Consider the following 14,248-nt stretch of genomic DNA (forward strand, 5'->3'; position numbering starts at 1 on the left):
CGTGCGGCGGAGCACTGCGACCAGCCTCAGCGGGTCGCCCGACGTCGGCAACGCCCGCCAGACGTCGTTGTGGACGACGGCGTCCTCACGGCGACCCTGTGGACGGCGGGTCGTGCTCGGGAGCGGTCCGTCAGACCTTGGCGGCGGTCTCGAGGTGCTCGCGCGTGGCCCGGTGCCGCTCGAGGATCGCGGTGACGGGCGCGAGGATCCGCTCGTCGGCGACCGTCGAGATCGACTCGCGCAGGCGCCCGTCGATGACCCTGGCGCGGCGACGCGCCCCGATGCCCGCGAGGAATCGTGACACGAGGGCGAGCAGCAGCCCCGCGAGGACGCCACCGACGAGCAGGACGAAGGGCCACGGCAGCGGCCCGAGCGTCGGGGTCTCGATGCTCGGGAACTGGAGCCAGCCGAGCAGCATGAGCACGAGGAGCCACACGAGCCCCGCCACGGCCGTGAGCGCGAGGGCGACCTGGGCGATGCCGACGACTCGCCACCACACCGGTGTGCGCGAGCGCAACGACGTCGAGATGACGGCTTGGTCGAGGGCGTCGGCCATCGCGTGACCGGGAGGGGCCGCGGCGGCGTCGACCGCGTCACCCCACGGCGTCGGCAGCGACGAGCCCGCACGGTCGGCCAGGCTCCGGGTCGCGAGGTCGACGGCGGCGCGAGCAGCGGGAGTCGGCGGTGGCAACGAGGAACGCCCGAGGACCGATCGCACGTCGGCGTCGCTCACCGTGACCGCGCCTCGACCATCGTCGAGACGCAGCCGGCGCAACGGGCGCGGCCGGAACCGCTGGACCCAGCGAGTGAACGGCCACCCCGTGTGGCTCACGGCCTGCATGCGGTAGTCGCGCTCGACCGCGGCGACGACCGTGGGCACACCGGCGGCGCGGGCCAGGGCGTCGACGAGCTCGCCCTCGCCCTTGGCCTTCACCACGGGCTCGGTGTCGGCCACGCCGGGGCGCAGCGCCGTCGCCGCCTGGCGCACGTCGGCGGCGAGGCGGGTGCGGGCGGCGTTGGCCCCCGACACCGCGTTGCTCAGCCGCTGGCCGAGGACGTCGAGCCCCCGTCCGGTGCGGGCCGAGGTGGGGATGACCGTCGCGTCCGGCATACCGTCGCGCGCCATGAGGCGCTTGAGGTCGGCGACGCACCGCTCGACGTCGTCCTCGTGGAGGCGGTCGACCTGGTTGAGGACGACGACCGTCACGGCGTCGTGGGTGGCAAGAGCGGCGACGTAGTCGTCGTGGAGGCGCGCGTCGGCATACTTCTGCGGGTCGGTGACCCAGACGAAGACGTCGACGAGGTCGAGAACCCGCTCTGCCTCGGCACGGTGCGAAGTCTCGCGCGAGTCGAAGTCGGGCAGGTCGAGCAGCACGAGGCCGTCGAGCGAGCCGACCGTCCCCTCGACCGTGACGTCGCCGGCGACGTGGTGGCGGGTCGCCACGTCGAGCCAGTCCAGCAGCGGGCCGGCGGGCTCGTCACCCCAGACGGCGGCCGTGGGCCTCGACGTCGTCGGCCGGCGGGCTCCCACCGACGCGACGTCGTCACCGACGAGGGCGTTGAAGAGCGACGACTTGCCGCTGCCGGTGGCACCGGCCAGTGCGACGACGGTGTGGCCGCCGACGATCGAGGTGCGCTGCTCGACCTTGCTGACGACGGTGCGAGCCCGCGTCGACGGCGCCTCGGGAAGCTCGTCGCCGCCGCTCGCGAGGGCCTTCTCAAGGGATCCCGATGCGGACATGAGCGACTCCCCGGTGACGCTGCCGACCTTCGCGCCACCCATGCGCAGCGGGCTCATGCAGACACCTCTCGAACTCGGGTCGCGGCACGCTCGAGCGCAGCCGACTGGCCGGTTGCGTCGCCCAGCGACGCGAGAGCCTCGGCGAAGCGGCCCTGCTCCACGGCATACAGGGTCTCGACGCGCGCGAGGAGGCTCTTGCGAGCCTTGGCGGCCATCTCGCGGACGGCCTGATCACCGAAGATCGCCTCGAGGACGCGCTGGGCGAGGACCGACGTGCCGCCGGCGATGCCGACCTCGGCGCCGGTGAGTCCGCCCGTCGCCGCAAACGAGACGAGCATGAGGAAGAGGCCGATGGCGTTGACGCCGTATGCCGCGATCCTCGCGTTGGTCCGCCGGTTGCCCCCCTCGCTGCGCACGATGTCGAAGACCTCGCCCTGCCACTCGCGGACCAGCGCCTCGACGCGCGGCACGAGGTCGGGCGACGGCTTCGCGAGCTCGGGGAAGGACGCCACGAGGGTCTCGCCGCCGGGTAGGCGCCGCCACGCGCGTGCGGTGTCGGCAGCGGCGGCGGACGCGTGCGAGACGAGGAGGTTGGCGACCCCGGACTGGAGCGCCTCACCGAGGTCCTCGGACGGAGCCGGCTGACCCTTGATCGCCGCGGTCACGCGGTCGCGCCACTTGGACAGGGTGGACTCGACCTGCCGGAAGAACTCACCGGTGCCGACGAACTCCTGCCAGCGGGCGAGCACCTCGCCGCGAAGCAGCGTGCCGTCGGTCATGCCGTCCTTGACCCCCTGGGTCGCGGCGGCATAGCTCTCGTCGGTGGCGCGGAGAAGACCTTCCGCGGCGCGGTCCTGCTCGATCGAGGCCGAGACGAGGGCGTCGGTGCGACCGGACAGCGACCCCATCGCCCCCTTGAGCGTCTGGCTCACGACGACCGCACGAGCACGGGCATCGCTGGCGAGCGCGTCCAGCCACGCCCGCAGCCGGCCCATCGCCTCGGGCGGGAGGGACCCGTCAGGGGTCAGCTGGGTCTCGGGGACGGTGAAGATCGGCGCGGTCGGCAGGCCCTGCTCGCGCAGCATCCCCGCGAGGTGTGGCCGGATCTCGTCGACCGACTCGGGCGCGATGCGGTCGAGGACGATGGCGACGGAGGTGCCGCGCTCGGCTGCGGTGCGCAGGAGATCCCAGGGAACGGCGTCCGCGTAACGAGCGGCCGTGGTGACGAAGAGCCAGAGGTCGGCGGCGGCGAGGAGCTGGTTGGCGAGCTCGCGGTTGGCCTGGACGACCGAGTCGATGTCGGGGGCGTCGAGCAGGGCCATCCCGGGCGGCAGGCTCGACGACTCGACGAGGCGGACGGTGCCCGGCTGCGTCTCCTCGGTGGGGCTGCCGGTCACCCGGGCGAGCGTCGGGAGGATGCGCTGGTCGGCGAACCAGCGCTTGTCGTCGGGGTGGTGCACGAGCACAGGACTCGTCGTCGTCGGCCGGAGCACGCCGGACCGGCTGACGACCGACCCGACGATCGAGTTGACGAGGGTCGACTTGCCGGCGCCCGTCGAGCCGCCCACGACGGCGAGCAGGGGCGCGTCGATGGAGCGCAGCCGCGGTATGACGTAGTCGTCGAGCTGGTGGATGAGCTCACGTCGCACGGCCTGCCCCTGGGCCTGGCCCGGGGTGTGGAGCGGGAGCGAGGAGGCGGCGACGGCGTCCCGGAGCCCGGTCACGGCCTCGACGAGCTCGCTCGCCCTGGTCGCCTCCGATGTCGTCACTGCCTCAGCCTAACGAAAGGGCGAGCACCTGCGCGCCGACGTGCCGACGCGCTGACCTGCAGTTCCAGCAGGCGGACGGAGAGGGGTGGCCGCTCACTACACTGCGAGGCACCAAGGCCTCCGTAGCTCAGCGGATAGAGCGAGTCACTTCTAATGACTGGGTCGCAGGTTCGAGTCCTGCCGGGGGCGCCTCAGCCGGTCCGATGACGACGGACGAAGGCCCGGATCACCTCGTTGACCCGCTCGGGCTGCTCGAGGTTCGACATGTGCCCGGCGCCCTCGACGACGGCGAGCTCGGCCCCCGGGATGGCCTCGGCGAACTGCCGTGCCACGAGGTCGACGGGCGATCGCGCGTCCGCCTCACCCCAGACGAGCAGCGTCGGCACCGCGATCGTGGGCAACACGTCGGAGAGGTCGGCGTCGGCCATGATCCCGAGCTCGAGGGCGAGCGTCTCGGGGCGGACGTCGGCCGCCATCTCCGCCATGAGGGTGACGATCTCGGCCGACGGTTTCCCGGCGAAGAGACCCGGCAGGGTCGGGTCGAACTCCTCCGGCGACGCCTCGAGGCTCTCGCGCACGCCGTCGACCCGGTGGCGCACCTCGTCCGCGGGAAGCGAGCCCTTCCACCCGGCATACGTGTCCATGAGGACGAGTGACGCGACGAGACCGGGATGGCGGCGGTAACACTCGAGGACGACGGTCCCACCCCACGACAGGCCGGCGAGGTGGACCGGGCCAAGACCGAGGTGCCCGATCAGCCCGGCGAGCGCGTCCGCGAAGTCCGTGAGGTCGAAGCCTTCGGGCACCGGTGACGAGCGGCCGACGCCCGGTTCGTCCCACGCGACGACGGTGAGCTCGTCGCCCAGACCGGTGAGCTGCGGCCCCCAGCTGCGCGAGTCGAGCGCGGCGCCGTGGACGAGCACGAGCGGCGGCCCCGAGCCAGCCCGGCGGAACGCGACGCCGACGCCACCGACCTCGGCGCGCCCAGGCTCCAGGGGCACGGTCTCCTCCACAGATCGCAACCTACGCCCCCACCGGAGCACCGGGCAGGCCCGTGAACCGCTGGTGACATGATCGGGTCATGGCCGTCGTGATCCGCACCACAGAGGTGAGCGACGACCCGCGTCTGCGCGACCTGCTCGACGCCACCGAGCTGGAGCGCGCCGGGCGCCGGCCCAACCCTCTCCCGTTCGTCACCGCGCACGCCCTGCTCCGCCGCCTCGTCGCCGACGAGACCGGGATCGACCCTCGCCGGCTCGAGTTCGAGCGCCGCTGCGCCACCTGCGGCACGGACCGTCACGGCAAGCCGCACCTCTCCGGGATGCGCGACCTCCACGTCTCGGTCTCCTACGGCGAGCACATGGCCGTCGCGGTCGTCACCAACCTCGGCGAGGTCGGCATCGACGTCGAGGACCTCGAGTCGGCCGACTTCGACGGGTTCGGGAGCGTCACCCTCGACGCGAGCGAGACGCCATACCTCGCGGATCTCGACGGCGACGACCTCCTCGCCGCGCGGGCGCTGCTGTGGGCCCGCAAGGAGGCGATCCTCAAGGCGACCGGCCACGGGCTCGTCGTCGACCCGAGCCAGGTCGTCGTCTCGGCACCGGACGCCCCCGCCGCGCTCCTCGAGTGGAAGGCCAGGGAGCACCCGCCGGGACCCACCCAGGTGAGCGACGTCGACCTCGGCCGGGACGACCACCGCGCCGCCGTCGCCGTGCTCACGAGCAGGCCAGTCACCGTCCGCGTCCAGCGCGGCTGAAGGCCCCGGAGCCCGGATCAGTCGGCGGCCAGCGCCACCGTGCGTCGCAGGGCCAGCTCGGCGAGCAGCGCCGCGATGTCGGGCACGACCGAGTCGTCGTAGAGCGCCCGCGGAGAGTGGTTGTCCTCCGCCGTCGTGTGGTCGTCGACGACGCAGGCGCCGATGTTGAGGTAGGCCCCCGGCACCTCGTCGAGGACGAACGCCATGTCCTCGGCGCCCGCCTCCGGCTCCGGCATGTCCGACCACCGGTCCCCGCCGAAGAGGTCGACGACGGTGTCACGCGCGAACGCGAACTCGTCCGGGTCGTTGACGGTCACCGGGTAGCCGCCGCCGATGTCGACGCTCGCCGCGAGCCCGTGGGCGGCGGCGACGTGCTCGGCGACCCGCCGGATCTCGGTGTGCGCCTTCTCGCGGTGCTCGCCCGAGAACGTGCGCAGCGTGGCGGAGAGCTCGGCGGTGTCCGGGATGACGTTGTTGACCGTCCCGGAGGCGATGCGGCCGACGGTGAGGACGACGGGGTCGAAGACGTCGAACCGGCGCGTCACCATCGTCTGCAGGGCGAGCACGATCTCGCACGCGACGGGCACGGGGTCGAGCGCGTAGTGCGGCTGCGAGCCGTGGCCGCCCATCCCCTTGACCGTGATGAGCACCTCGTCGGCCGCGGCCATCTGCGGGCCGGGTCGGCCGAACCACACCCCGCGAGGCCGCTCCGCGGCATACACATGCGTGGCGTATGCCGTGTCGACGCGCCGGCCGGCCGCCTCGAGGAGTCCTTCGCGCAGCATCGGCTCGGCCCCTCCGGGGCCCTCCTCACCGGGCTGGAACATGAGGACGACGTCGCCGACGAGCTCGTCGCGCAGCTCGTGCAGGATGCGGGCCGCCCCGACGAGCGCGGCGGTGTGGAGGTCGTGGCCGCAGGCGTGCATGAGGCCCGGCTCCTGCGAGGCGTAGTCGAGCCCGGTCACCTCGGTCACGGGCAGGCCGTCCATGTCGCCGCGCAGGAGCACGACCGGACGCTCCTCCCCCGGCGTGCGCGACGCGCCGCGGCCGCGCAGCACGGCCACCACGCTGCTCACCTCGCGACCGGTCGTGATCTCGAGGTCGAGCCCTTCGAGCGCGTCGAGCACGGTGCGCTGGGTCCGGGGCAGGTCGTTTCCGAGCTCGGGGTGACGGTGCAGCTCGCGGCGCAGCTCGACGAGCTCGGGCGCCATCGCCTGGGCCAGCCCGAGGGCCGATGTGATCCGCTGAGGGGTCCGCTGCATCAGAGCACCTGGCCCGCGAACTCGTGGCGGCGGCGGGCCAGGATCGCGAGCAGCTCGCGCTCTTCGGTGAGTGCCCGCGCGTCCGCGGCCGAGTGGTGCATCCGGCGGCGCAGGAGGGCGAGCTCGCTCGCCGCGTCCTGGAAGTCCTCCATCGACCGCAGGGCAGCCCGGCCGCCGTTGAGCCGCGCCCACTGGCGTGCCTCGCGGCGCTTCGGCATCGACGCGAGCATCGCCACCTCGGCCGGCGAGAGCCAGCCCGCGTCGGCGTAGGCGCTGAGGAACTGGCCGATGAGCCGGCCCTCGCGGCGGCGGACCCAGACGACGAAGCCGAGGAAGGCGAGGAAGAGCGGCACCTCCACGAGGAGGTAGACGGCGATGAGGCCCTCTCCCCCGCTCACGGCGGCGAGGTTCCACACGGCGTGGGCGACGACGGCGATGAGGTAGCCGCCCAGCGGGGCGAGGATGCGCACCGCGCCCTTGCGGGACATCGCCGCCATCCCGATCCCGATGCCGATGCAGATCGTGAACATCGGGTGGGCGAAGGGCGAGAGCAGGCAGCGGCCGACGAAGGTCGCCGTGAGCCCCTCCTGTCCGTGCTCGACCCACGCGATGGCGAGGTACTGAATGTTCTCGGTGAAGGCGAACCCGGCCGCAGTGACCCCCGCATAGACCATGCCGTCGGTGATGCCGTCGAACTCGCGCTTGGCCAGGCGCCACACGAGCAGGACGAAGACGCCCTTCGCGGCCTCCTCGACGAACGGGGCGACGAAGACGGCCGTGAGCGCGAGCGACTCGTCCTCGGGGATCGAGCCCCACAGGACGAGCTGGCCCGCAGTGTTGAGGGTCATCGCGATGACGACGGCGATGAGCGCTCCCCAGAGAAACGCCCGCACGAGGTAGCGGGTCGGCTCGGCCTCGAACCTGTCGAGCCACATGAAGGTCGGGACGACGATGCCGAGCGGGATCGTCGCCGCGACGAGACCGAGGAGGGCGGCGCTCACCCCGGCCGCGGCACCGATGGCCGTGGCGACGACGAGGGCCGCGAGGCCGAACCCGACGGTCGCGACACCGGCGATGACCCAGCGACGGATGACCGAGCGACCCCGGTGGGCACCCGCTCCGCGCGCGGCGTCCGGCGGCGGTGGGACAGGGGTCTGGAGGTCGACGGCGTGGTCCCCACTCATGGTCAGCGAGCCTAGTGCTTCGCCATAGGCTGGTCCCCATGTCCGCCACGCCTGACCGAGCCCTCACCGACCGCATCGTCTGGATCGACTGCGAGATGACCGGGCTCTCCCTCGAGGACGACGCGCTCGTCGAGGTCGCCGCCCTCGTCACCGACTTCGAGCTCAACGTCCTCGGTGACGGCGTGGACGTCGTCATCCGCCCCACCGACGAGGCCCTCGCGCAGATGAACGACTTCGTCCGCGAGATGCACACCACCTCGGGGCTCCTCGACGAGCTCGCCGGTGGCGTGACGATGGAGGAGGCGCAGCAGCGCGTCCTCGACTACGTGCGCGAGTGGGTGCCCGAGCCGCGCAAGGCCCCCCTCGGCGGCAACACGGTCGGCACCGACCGCGGCTTCCTCGCCCGCGACATGCCCGAGCTCGAGGCACACCTGCACTACCGGATCATCGACGTGTCCTCGATCAAGGAGCTCTCACGCCGCTGGTACCCCCGCGCCTACTTCGCCGCTCCCGAGAAGTCCGGCGGCCACCGCGCGCTCGCCGACATCCGCGAGTCCATCGCCGAGCTGCGCTACTACCGCCGCGCGGTCTTCGTCGACCCTCCCGGCCGGGCCTCGGACGAGCTCAAGGCCCTCGCGAGCGAGCACGTCGTCGACCACTCGACCCCGGCGTCCGGCGCCGATGCGGGCGTGGTCGGGAGCACCCCCGGAGAGCAGGTACGATAGTCCGCGCTGCCTCGGCCGCCGGAGCATCCGGTATGCCGTGTGCAGTCACCCTTGGTGGGCGTAGCTCAGCTGGTAGAGCACCGCGTTGTGGTCGCGGGGGTCGCGGGTTCAAGCCCCGTCGCTCACCCCAAGGTCGAAAGCCCCTGCAGCCGCAGGGGCTTTCGTCATGTGTGAGCGGCCTTCGTCGGGTTCAGGCCCGTTTGTGAGACTGAGTCCATGCGCCTCACCCTCCGCGGACCCTTCCTGCTCCTGCTCACCGCCCTCCTCGGGCTCGTCGTCGGGGTCCTGCCCGCGAGCGCGCACTCACGCCTGCTGTCGATCACGCCGAAGGACGGCGCCTCGCTGCCGACGACCCCCACCGAGGTCGTCCTCACGTTCAACGAGTCGGTCAACCCGCAGTTCGTCACCGTCCGCGTCACCGACGGCGAGGGCACCGTCGTCGCCGAGGACGCGACGGCGAGCGGCGCGACGGTCACCGTGCCGGTCCCCGAGCCGCTGGCTGCCGGCTCCTACAAGGTCACCTACCGCGTCGTCAGCGCCGACTCGCACCCGATCTCCGGCTCCACCGCCTTCAGCATCACCGGCGACGGCGTGGCCTCGCCCACCGCTGCCGCGCCGAGCCCCTCCGCCTCACCCTCGGCGTCCCCCGACAGCCCTTCCGCCGAGCCGTCGCCGCCCTCGACGGACGCCGCCTCCGAGCAGGACGGGACCTCCTCTGGCATCCCATGGCCGCTCCTCGCGAGCATCGCCGCCATCATCCTGGCGGTCGTCGTCTACGCCCGTCGAAGGGACCGCCGCGCGGCGTGAGGAGGGTTCTCCCGAGGAGGAACGGGCCCGATTTCGCAACCGGGCACCACCGCTGCTACTGTCTCTCCTCGCGCGCCATTAGCTCAATTGGCAGAGCAGCTGACTCTTAATCAGCGGGTTCGGGGTTCGAGTCCCTGATGGCGCACCGAAGAGAAGCCCCGCACGGTCACCGTGCGGGGCTTCTCGCTTGCCCGGGACCTAGTGCCCTGTGGCCGCTGGCGAGCGCGGCGCACGGTGGAGCCAGGAACTCCCGAGGAGGTGCGTCATGCGGCTCCGCACACCGCTCGTCGTTGCCGTTCTGGCCCTCGTCGCCACCCTGTCCGGCTGCGTCGTCCAGCAGGGGCCGAGGTCGCACATGGGGGCTCGCGGCGGAGACGACTACCCTGCGGCCGCCATGGGCTGGTCCGAGCCCGCCTGGCTGGCCGAGATGATCCCCCACCACGAGGAGGCGATCCGCGCCGCCAAGGAGCTGTCGCGCTCGGCCCGACCCGAGATGCGCGAGCTCGGCGCCGCGATCGTGGGCAGCCAGACCGCGCAGGTCGCGCAGATGCGCGAGTGGCTCGCGCCGTGGTGGCCCGACCAACGTGAGGACAGGGCATACGTGCCCATGATGCGTGACCTCAGGGGACTCGAGGGAGACGCGCTCGACCGGGCCTTCCTCGACGACATGGTCCGGCACCACATGATGGCCGTGATGATGTCGCAGCACCTGCGCAGCGGCCGCGGCGTGACGCACGACGAGGTCGCGGACCTCGCGCGGACGATCGTCGTCGAGCAGCGGGCCGAGATCGTGACGATGCGCCGGTGGCTCAGCGACTGGTTCGGTCAGGACAGCTCAGGCATGCCGATGATGCGCTGGCGGAGCTGGGACTGAACGCCGTCAGCGCCGGCGGCGGCGCAGGACCTTGAGGGCCACGATGACCGCGACGACCGCCACGGCGGCCGCGACGCGCTCGACCCTGAGGTCACCCTCGGGGGTCGTCGTGGCGTCGGCGAAGCGGGCCTTGGCCTTCTCGACCTCACGCTTGGCGATGGCCGACGGGGTGGCCTTGGCGGTGATCTCGTCGAGGGTGCGGGCCAGGCGCACGCGGCGCTCGGCGATGTCGGCCTCGAGGGCGGAGATGGAGGTCATCGAATCAGTCCTTGCTCAGTCCGAGGTCGCGCCGCAGCTTGGCGACGTGCCCAGTGGCCTTGACGTTGTACCAGGCGTGCTCGACCTTGCCGTCCTCGTCGACGACGACGGTCGAGCGGATGACGCCCTGGACGACCTTGCCATAGAGCTTCTTCTCGCCGAACGCGCCCCACTGCGTCATGACCGACTTGTCGGGGTCGGAGAGCAGCGTGAGCGACAGGTGCTCCTTGTCGCGGAACTTCGCAAGCTTCTCGGGCTTGTCCGGCGAGATGCCGAGGACGGTGTAGCCATCGGTCTTGAGCGACTCGAGCGACTCGCTGAAGTCGCACGCCTGCTTCGTGCACCCGGGCGTCATGGCCGCCGGGTAGAAGTAGACGATGACCTTGCCACCGCGCAGGTCCGAGAGGCTGACGCTCTCGCCGGTATCGGTGCTCAGGGTGAAGTCCGGTGCGGCGTCGCCCGGCTCGAGTCGGTCGGTCACGCAGGTCTCCTGGGGTCGTCGGGCTCTCGTCACGAACCTATCAGCGGGTGGTGCGCGAGGCGGGACTCGAACCCGCACACCCGAAGGCACCAGAACCTAAATCTGGCGCGTCTACCTGTTCCGCCACTCGCGCGCCCGGACAGCGTATGCCGTCCGCCCCCCGACCTCGCGTCCCTCCCCGCTCGTCCGCCGTTGCGTCCGGCAAGGTGACGGCCTGGCGACCACAGTTGCGGACGCAAGGGAGGGTGCGGAGACGGCATACGACAACGTCCGGCACGGTGACGGCCTGACGACCACAGTTGCGGACGCAAGGGAGGGGCGCGGGATCAGCGGGTGAGGTACTCGCGGAGGATCGGGACCATGGCGCGGAAGGCGAGGCCACGGTGGGAGATGGCGTTCTTCTCGACATCGGTGTACTCGGCGAGCGAGCGGGTGTCGCCGTCGGGGACGAAGATGGGGTCGTAGCCGAACCCGTTCTCCCCCACCGGGTTGCGGCGGATCGTGCCGGACACGCGCCCCTCGACGGCCTCGACCGAGCCGTCGGGCATGGCGAGAACGGCCGCACAGACGAACGCCGCCGAGCGGTGCTCGTCGGGGACGTCACCGATCTGCTCGAGGAGGAGCTCGAGGTTGGCCCGGTCGCGCTCGGCGCGGGTGGCGTCGGGGCCGGAGTGCGAGCCGGACCAGCGCGCCGAGAAGACTCCCGGCGAGCCGCCGAGGACGTCGACCGCGAGGCCGGAGTCGTCGGCCACGCTCGGCAGGCCGGTGGCCTTCGCAACGGCGACGGCCTTGAGCCGGGCGTTGCCCTCGAAGGTCACCTCGCTCTCGACGACGTCGGGTGCCTCGGGGAAGTCGGAGGCCCCGACGACCTCGAGCCCGACCTCATCGACGAGGTCGGCGAGGATCTGGCGCAGCTCGTGGACCTTGTGCTCGTTCTGGGTGGCGAGGACGAGGCGGGTCACCGCTGGCGCTCCCGCGGCGTCTCGGCGAGCGCCTGCTGCTGGGCCTCGGTGAGCCGGGCGCAGCCGGCGGCGGCGAGGTCGAGGAGCGCGTCGAGCCGCTCGCGGTCGAACGCCGCGTCGGCGCCCTCGGCGGTGCCCTGCACCTCGACGAACCGGCCGGAGCCGGTCATGACGACGTTCATGTCGGTGTCGGCCGTCGAGTCCTCGGGGTAGTCGAGGTCGAGCACCGGTGTGCCCTTGACGACGCCGACGCTCACCGCCGCAATGGAGTCGACGAGCGGCTTGGCGCTCGCGGAGATGAGGCCCTTGGCGCGGGCGTCCTCGATGGCGTCGACGAGCGCGACGTAGGCGCCGGTGATCGAGGCGGTGCGGGTGCCGCCGTCGGCCTGGAGGACGTCGCAGTCGACGACGATCGTGTTCTCGCCCAACGCCTTGGTGTCGATGACGGCGCGCAGCGCACGGCCGATGAGTCGGGAGATCTCATGGGTGCGACCGCCGACGCGGCCCTTGCGCGACTCGCGGTCGGAGCGGGTGTTCGTCGAGCGGGGCAGCATCTCGTACTCGGAGGTGACCCAGCCCGTGCCGCGACCCTTGAGCCAGCGCGGCACGCCCTCGGTGAACGACGCGGCGACGAGGACGCGCGTCTTGCCGAACTCGACGAGGACACTGCCCTCGGCGTGGTCGAGCCAGTTGCGGGTGAAGCGGACCTCGCGGAGGTCCTCGGGGCTGCGTCCGTCGTGGCGGGTCTGCGTCGAAGTCACACCCTGCAGGCTAGACGGCGCGACCCTCAGCGGCTGCGCCGAGGTCGTAGACCGCGCCCGCCTCCGCAATCTCGACCGTGCCGGGCCAGTGCTGCTCGGCCTGGGCACGGCACAGGTCGGTGTCGTTCCACGACGGCATGTGGGTGAGGACGAGGCGCTTCACTCCCCCGGCCTCGACGGCCGCACGTGCCGCGCGGCTGCCGGAGAGGTGGATGCCGCGGATCTCGTCGCGCCCGTCGACGAACGCCGAGTCGGCGAGGACGAGGTCGGCGCCGGTCATGAGCGGGCCGAGGCTCTCGCAGGAGTCGGTGTCACCGGTGTAGGCGAGCACGGCCCCGTCGGCCTCGACACGGAAGCCGAACGCCTCGACGGGGTGGTGGACGGCATACGGCGTGATGGTGACGGGACCGACCTCGACGGCGACGCGGTCGACGAGCTTCTCGAAGGAGAAGACCTTGTCCATGCCGCCGTCCTCCAGCCCGTGATACATCAGCGAGAGCCGGGTCCCGGTCTCGCTCGGGCCCCACACCGGCAGCCGCTCGTCGGGTGCGCCCTGGGGTGCGTAGTTGTGCGCGACGTAGAGGCCGCAGAGGTCGGCGCAGTGGTCGGGGTGCAGATGGGTGAGGAAGACGGCGTCGAGCGTGAGCGGGTCGACGTGGCGCTGGAGCGGGCCGAGGGAGCCGGAGCCGAGGTCGAGCAGGACGTTCCACGTGCGGTCGGGCTCCTCGACCGTGACGAGGTAGCTCGACGCCGACGACGACGGCCCCGCGAAGGAGCCGCTGCACCCGATGACCGTGACCTTCACGCGACCACCCCCGGGACGGGGCCGAGGAACGACACCGGCGTCGAGGGGTCGGCAGGCGCGACCGGGGAGGTGAAGACGTGGCCGACGTCGGGTCCGAGGCCGAGGAAGCGCAGCGCGAGCCGCCGGAACTCCTCCGGGTCGCCCGTCGTCGTGAAGCCGTGCTGGGGCGGCGGGGCGTCGTCGGGACGCAGCCGGTCGGCGTCGGCGAGGACGCGGTAGAGCTCCTTGGCCGTCTCCTCCGCCGACGACACGAGCGTGACGTCGGGCCCCATGACGTAGGAGATGACGCCGGCGAGCAGGGGGTAGTGGGTGCAACCGAGGATGAGCGTGTCGACGTCGGCCCGCTGGAAGGGCGCGAGGTAGTCGCGGGCGACCGCACGGAGCTCCTCGCCCCCGGTGACGCCGGACTCGACGAAGTCGACGAACCTCGGGGCCGCGCCGCTCGTCACGGTGAGCTGGGGCGCCGCGGCGAATGCGTCGAGGTAGGCGCGGGACTTGTGGGTGCCCTCGGTGGAGATGACGCCGATGCGCCCGGTGCGGGTGGCCCCGACCGCGCGGCGGACGGCGGGTCGGATGACCTCGACGACGGGCACGTCGTAGCGCTCCCGCGCGTCGTGGAGGACGGCGGCGCTCGCGGTGTTGCAGGCGACGACGAGCGCCTTGACGCCATGGTCGACGAGACGGTCGAGGCACTCGAGGGCGAAGGCGCGGGTCTCGGCGATGGGGCGCGGACCGTAGGGGGTCCGGGCGGTGTCGCCGAGGTAGGCCACCGACTCGTGCGGGAGCTGGTCGATCACGGCCCGGGCGACCGTGAGACCCCCGTAGCCCGAGTCGAAGATCCCGATGGGTGAGTCAGCCAC

General features: G+C 72.2%; 15 protein-coding genes and 4 tRNA genes. 7 read left to right on the forward strand and 12 right to left on the reverse strand.

The features are described from left to right. Positions 1–130 precede the first annotated feature (130 nt). Together N798_RS06515 and N798_RS06520 are read right to left on the reverse strand one after the other, a co-directional pair. Positions 131–1,798, reverse strand: a complete 1,668-nt coding sequence (locus N798_RS06515; RefSeq protein ID WP_035947219.1) for a YfjP family GTPase — start codon at positions 1,796–1,798, stop codon at positions 131–133. Next, complete coding sequence (locus N798_RS06520) at positions 1,795–3,510, reverse strand: dynamin family protein (RefSeq protein ID WP_035947221.1); 1,716 nt, start codon at positions 3,508–3,510, stop codon at positions 1,795–1,797. Before N798_RS06520 ends, N798_RS06515 begins: the two co-directional genes overlap by 4 nt. A gap of 116 nt (positions 3,511–3,626) precedes the next feature. Here N798_RS06520 and N798_RS06525 point away from each other — a divergent pair. Next, positions 3,627–3,699 (forward strand) — tRNA-Arg (locus N798_RS06525). A gap of 2 nt (positions 3,700–3,701) precedes the next feature. Here N798_RS06525 and N798_RS06530 read toward each other — a convergent pair. Continuing rightward, on the reverse strand, positions 3,702–4,511 hold the full coding sequence (locus N798_RS06530; RefSeq protein WP_198030718.1) for an alpha/beta fold hydrolase: 810 nt from the start codon (positions 4,509–4,511) through the stop codon (positions 3,702–3,704). An 80-nt stretch (positions 4,512–4,591) separates the two neighbouring features. Here N798_RS06530 and N798_RS06535 point away from each other — a divergent pair, with 80 nt between their 5' ends. After that, positions 4,592–5,269: a 4'-phosphopantetheinyl transferase family protein gene (locus tag N798_RS06535; protein ID WP_052116991.1), complete on the forward strand. Its 678-nt coding sequence runs from the start codon at positions 4,592–4,594 to the stop codon at positions 5,267–5,269. A gap of 17 nt (positions 5,270–5,286) precedes the next feature. Here N798_RS06535 and N798_RS06540 read toward each other — a convergent pair whose 3' ends face one another. Then, positions 5,287–6,531, reverse strand: coding sequence for a M20 metallopeptidase family protein (locus N798_RS06540; RefSeq protein WP_084100192.1), 1,245 nt, complete (start codon positions 6,529–6,531; stop codon positions 5,287–5,289). Continuing rightward, positions 6,531–7,715 (reverse strand): PrsW family intramembrane metalloprotease, encoded by a 1,185-nt coding sequence (locus N798_RS06545; RefSeq protein ID WP_035947223.1) that lies wholly within the window; start codon positions 7,713–7,715, stop codon positions 6,531–6,533. The genes N798_RS06540 and N798_RS06545 overlap by 1 nt, the downstream gene beginning before the upstream one ends. Positions 7,716–7,753: 38 nt before the next feature. Here N798_RS06545 and orn point away from each other — a divergent pair, with 38 nt between their 5' ends. The 5 genes from orn (at position 7,754) to N798_RS06570 (ending at position 10,121) form a co-directional block, all read left to right on the forward strand. After that, positions 7,754–8,440, forward strand: coding sequence for an oligoribonuclease (orn, locus tag N798_RS06550; protein WP_052116992.1), 687 nt, complete (start codon positions 7,754–7,756; stop codon positions 8,438–8,440). A gap of 54 nt (positions 8,441–8,494) precedes the next feature. Then, a tRNA-His gene (locus tag N798_RS06555) sits at positions 8,495–8,570 on the forward strand. Positions 8,571–8,656: 86 nt separating this feature from the next. Continuing rightward, positions 8,657–9,247 carry a copper resistance CopC family protein gene (locus N798_RS06560; RefSeq protein ID WP_052116993.1) on the forward strand — a complete coding sequence of 197 codons (591 nt, stop codon included), beginning with the start codon at positions 8,657–8,659 and terminating at the stop codon, positions 9,245–9,247. A 72-nt stretch (positions 9,248–9,319) separates the two neighbouring features. Continuing rightward, positions 9,320–9,392 (forward strand) — tRNA-Lys (locus tag N798_RS06565). 120 nt (positions 9,393–9,512) lie between these two features. Then, positions 9,513–10,121 carry a DUF305 domain-containing protein gene (locus N798_RS06570; protein WP_052116994.1) on the forward strand — a complete coding sequence of 203 codons (609 nt, stop codon included), beginning with the start codon at positions 9,513–9,515 and terminating at the stop codon, positions 10,119–10,121. A gap of 6 nt (positions 10,122–10,127) precedes the next feature. Here N798_RS06570 and N798_RS06575 read toward each other — a convergent pair whose 3' ends face one another. The 7 genes from N798_RS06575 to murI form a co-directional block, all read right to left on the reverse strand. Further along, positions 10,128–10,379 carry a DUF3618 domain-containing protein gene (locus N798_RS06575; protein WP_035947224.1) on the reverse strand — a complete coding sequence of 84 codons (252 nt, stop codon included), beginning with the start codon at positions 10,377–10,379 and terminating at the stop codon, positions 10,128–10,130. Positions 10,380–10,383: 4 nt separating this feature from the next. After that, positions 10,384–10,860 (reverse strand): thioredoxin-dependent thiol peroxidase, encoded by a 477-nt coding sequence (bcp, locus tag N798_RS06580; RefSeq protein WP_035947225.1) that lies wholly within the window; start codon positions 10,858–10,860, stop codon positions 10,384–10,386. Between the two features lie 48 nt (positions 10,861–10,908). Beyond that, positions 10,909–10,993 (reverse strand) — tRNA-Leu (locus tag N798_RS06585). Positions 10,994–11,186: 193 nt separating this feature from the next. After that, the gene (rdgB, locus tag N798_RS06590) at positions 11,187–11,822 is read right to left on the reverse strand and encodes an RdgB/HAM1 family non-canonical purine NTP pyrophosphatase (protein ID WP_035947227.1); all 636 of its coding nucleotides are present in this window, start codon (positions 11,820–11,822) and stop codon (positions 11,187–11,189) included. Beyond that, positions 11,819–12,583 (reverse strand): ribonuclease PH, encoded by a 765-nt coding sequence (rph, locus tag N798_RS06595; protein ID WP_035947229.1) that lies wholly within the window; start codon positions 12,581–12,583, stop codon positions 11,819–11,821. Before rph ends, rdgB begins: the two co-directional genes overlap by 4 nt. Positions 12,584–12,593: 10 nt before the next feature. Next, the gene (locus tag N798_RS06600) at positions 12,594–13,388 is read right to left on the reverse strand and encodes an MBL fold metallo-hydrolase (RefSeq protein WP_035947230.1); all 795 of its coding nucleotides are present in this window, start codon (positions 13,386–13,388) and stop codon (positions 12,594–12,596) included. Then, positions 13,385–14,248, reverse strand: a complete 864-nt coding sequence (murI, locus tag N798_RS06605) for a glutamate racemase (RefSeq protein WP_052116995.1) — start codon at positions 14,246–14,248, stop codon at positions 13,385–13,387. Before murI ends, N798_RS06600 begins: the two co-directional genes overlap by 4 nt.

The organism is Knoellia flava TL1, from assembly GCF_000768675.1.
Taxonomy (GTDB): domain Bacteria; phylum Actinomycetota; class Actinomycetes; order Actinomycetales; family Dermatophilaceae; genus Knoellia; species Knoellia flava.

Coding starts and splice junctions, on each gene's coding strand:
- N798_RS06515 (WP_035947219.1), bottom strand. CDS start 1,798: ATGAGCCCGCTGCGCATGGGTGGCGCGAAGGTCGGCAGCGTCACCGGG.
- N798_RS06570 (WP_052116994.1), top strand. CDS start 9,513: ATGCGGCTCCGCACACCGCTCGTCGTTGCCGTTCTGGCCCTCGTCGCC.
- N798_RS06545 (WP_035947223.1), bottom strand. CDS start 7,715: ATGAGTGGGGACCACGCCGTCGACCTCCAGACCCCTGTCCCACCGCCG.
- orn (WP_052116992.1), top strand. CDS start 7,754: ATGTCCGCCACGCCTGACCGAGCCCTCACCGACCGCATCGTCTGGATC.
- N798_RS06575 (WP_035947224.1), bottom strand. CDS start 10,379: ATGACCTCCATCTCCGCCCTCGAGGCCGACATCGCCGAGCGCCGCGTG.
- N798_RS06535 (WP_052116991.1), top strand. CDS start 4,592: ATGGCCGTCGTGATCCGCACCACAGAGGTGAGCGACGACCCGCGTCTG.
- N798_RS06540 (WP_084100192.1), bottom strand. CDS start 6,531: ATGCAGCGGACCCCTCAGCGGATCACATCGGCCCTCGGGCTGGCCCAG.
- N798_RS06560 (WP_052116993.1), top strand. CDS start 8,657: ATGCGCCTCACCCTCCGCGGACCCTTCCTGCTCCTGCTCACCGCCCTC.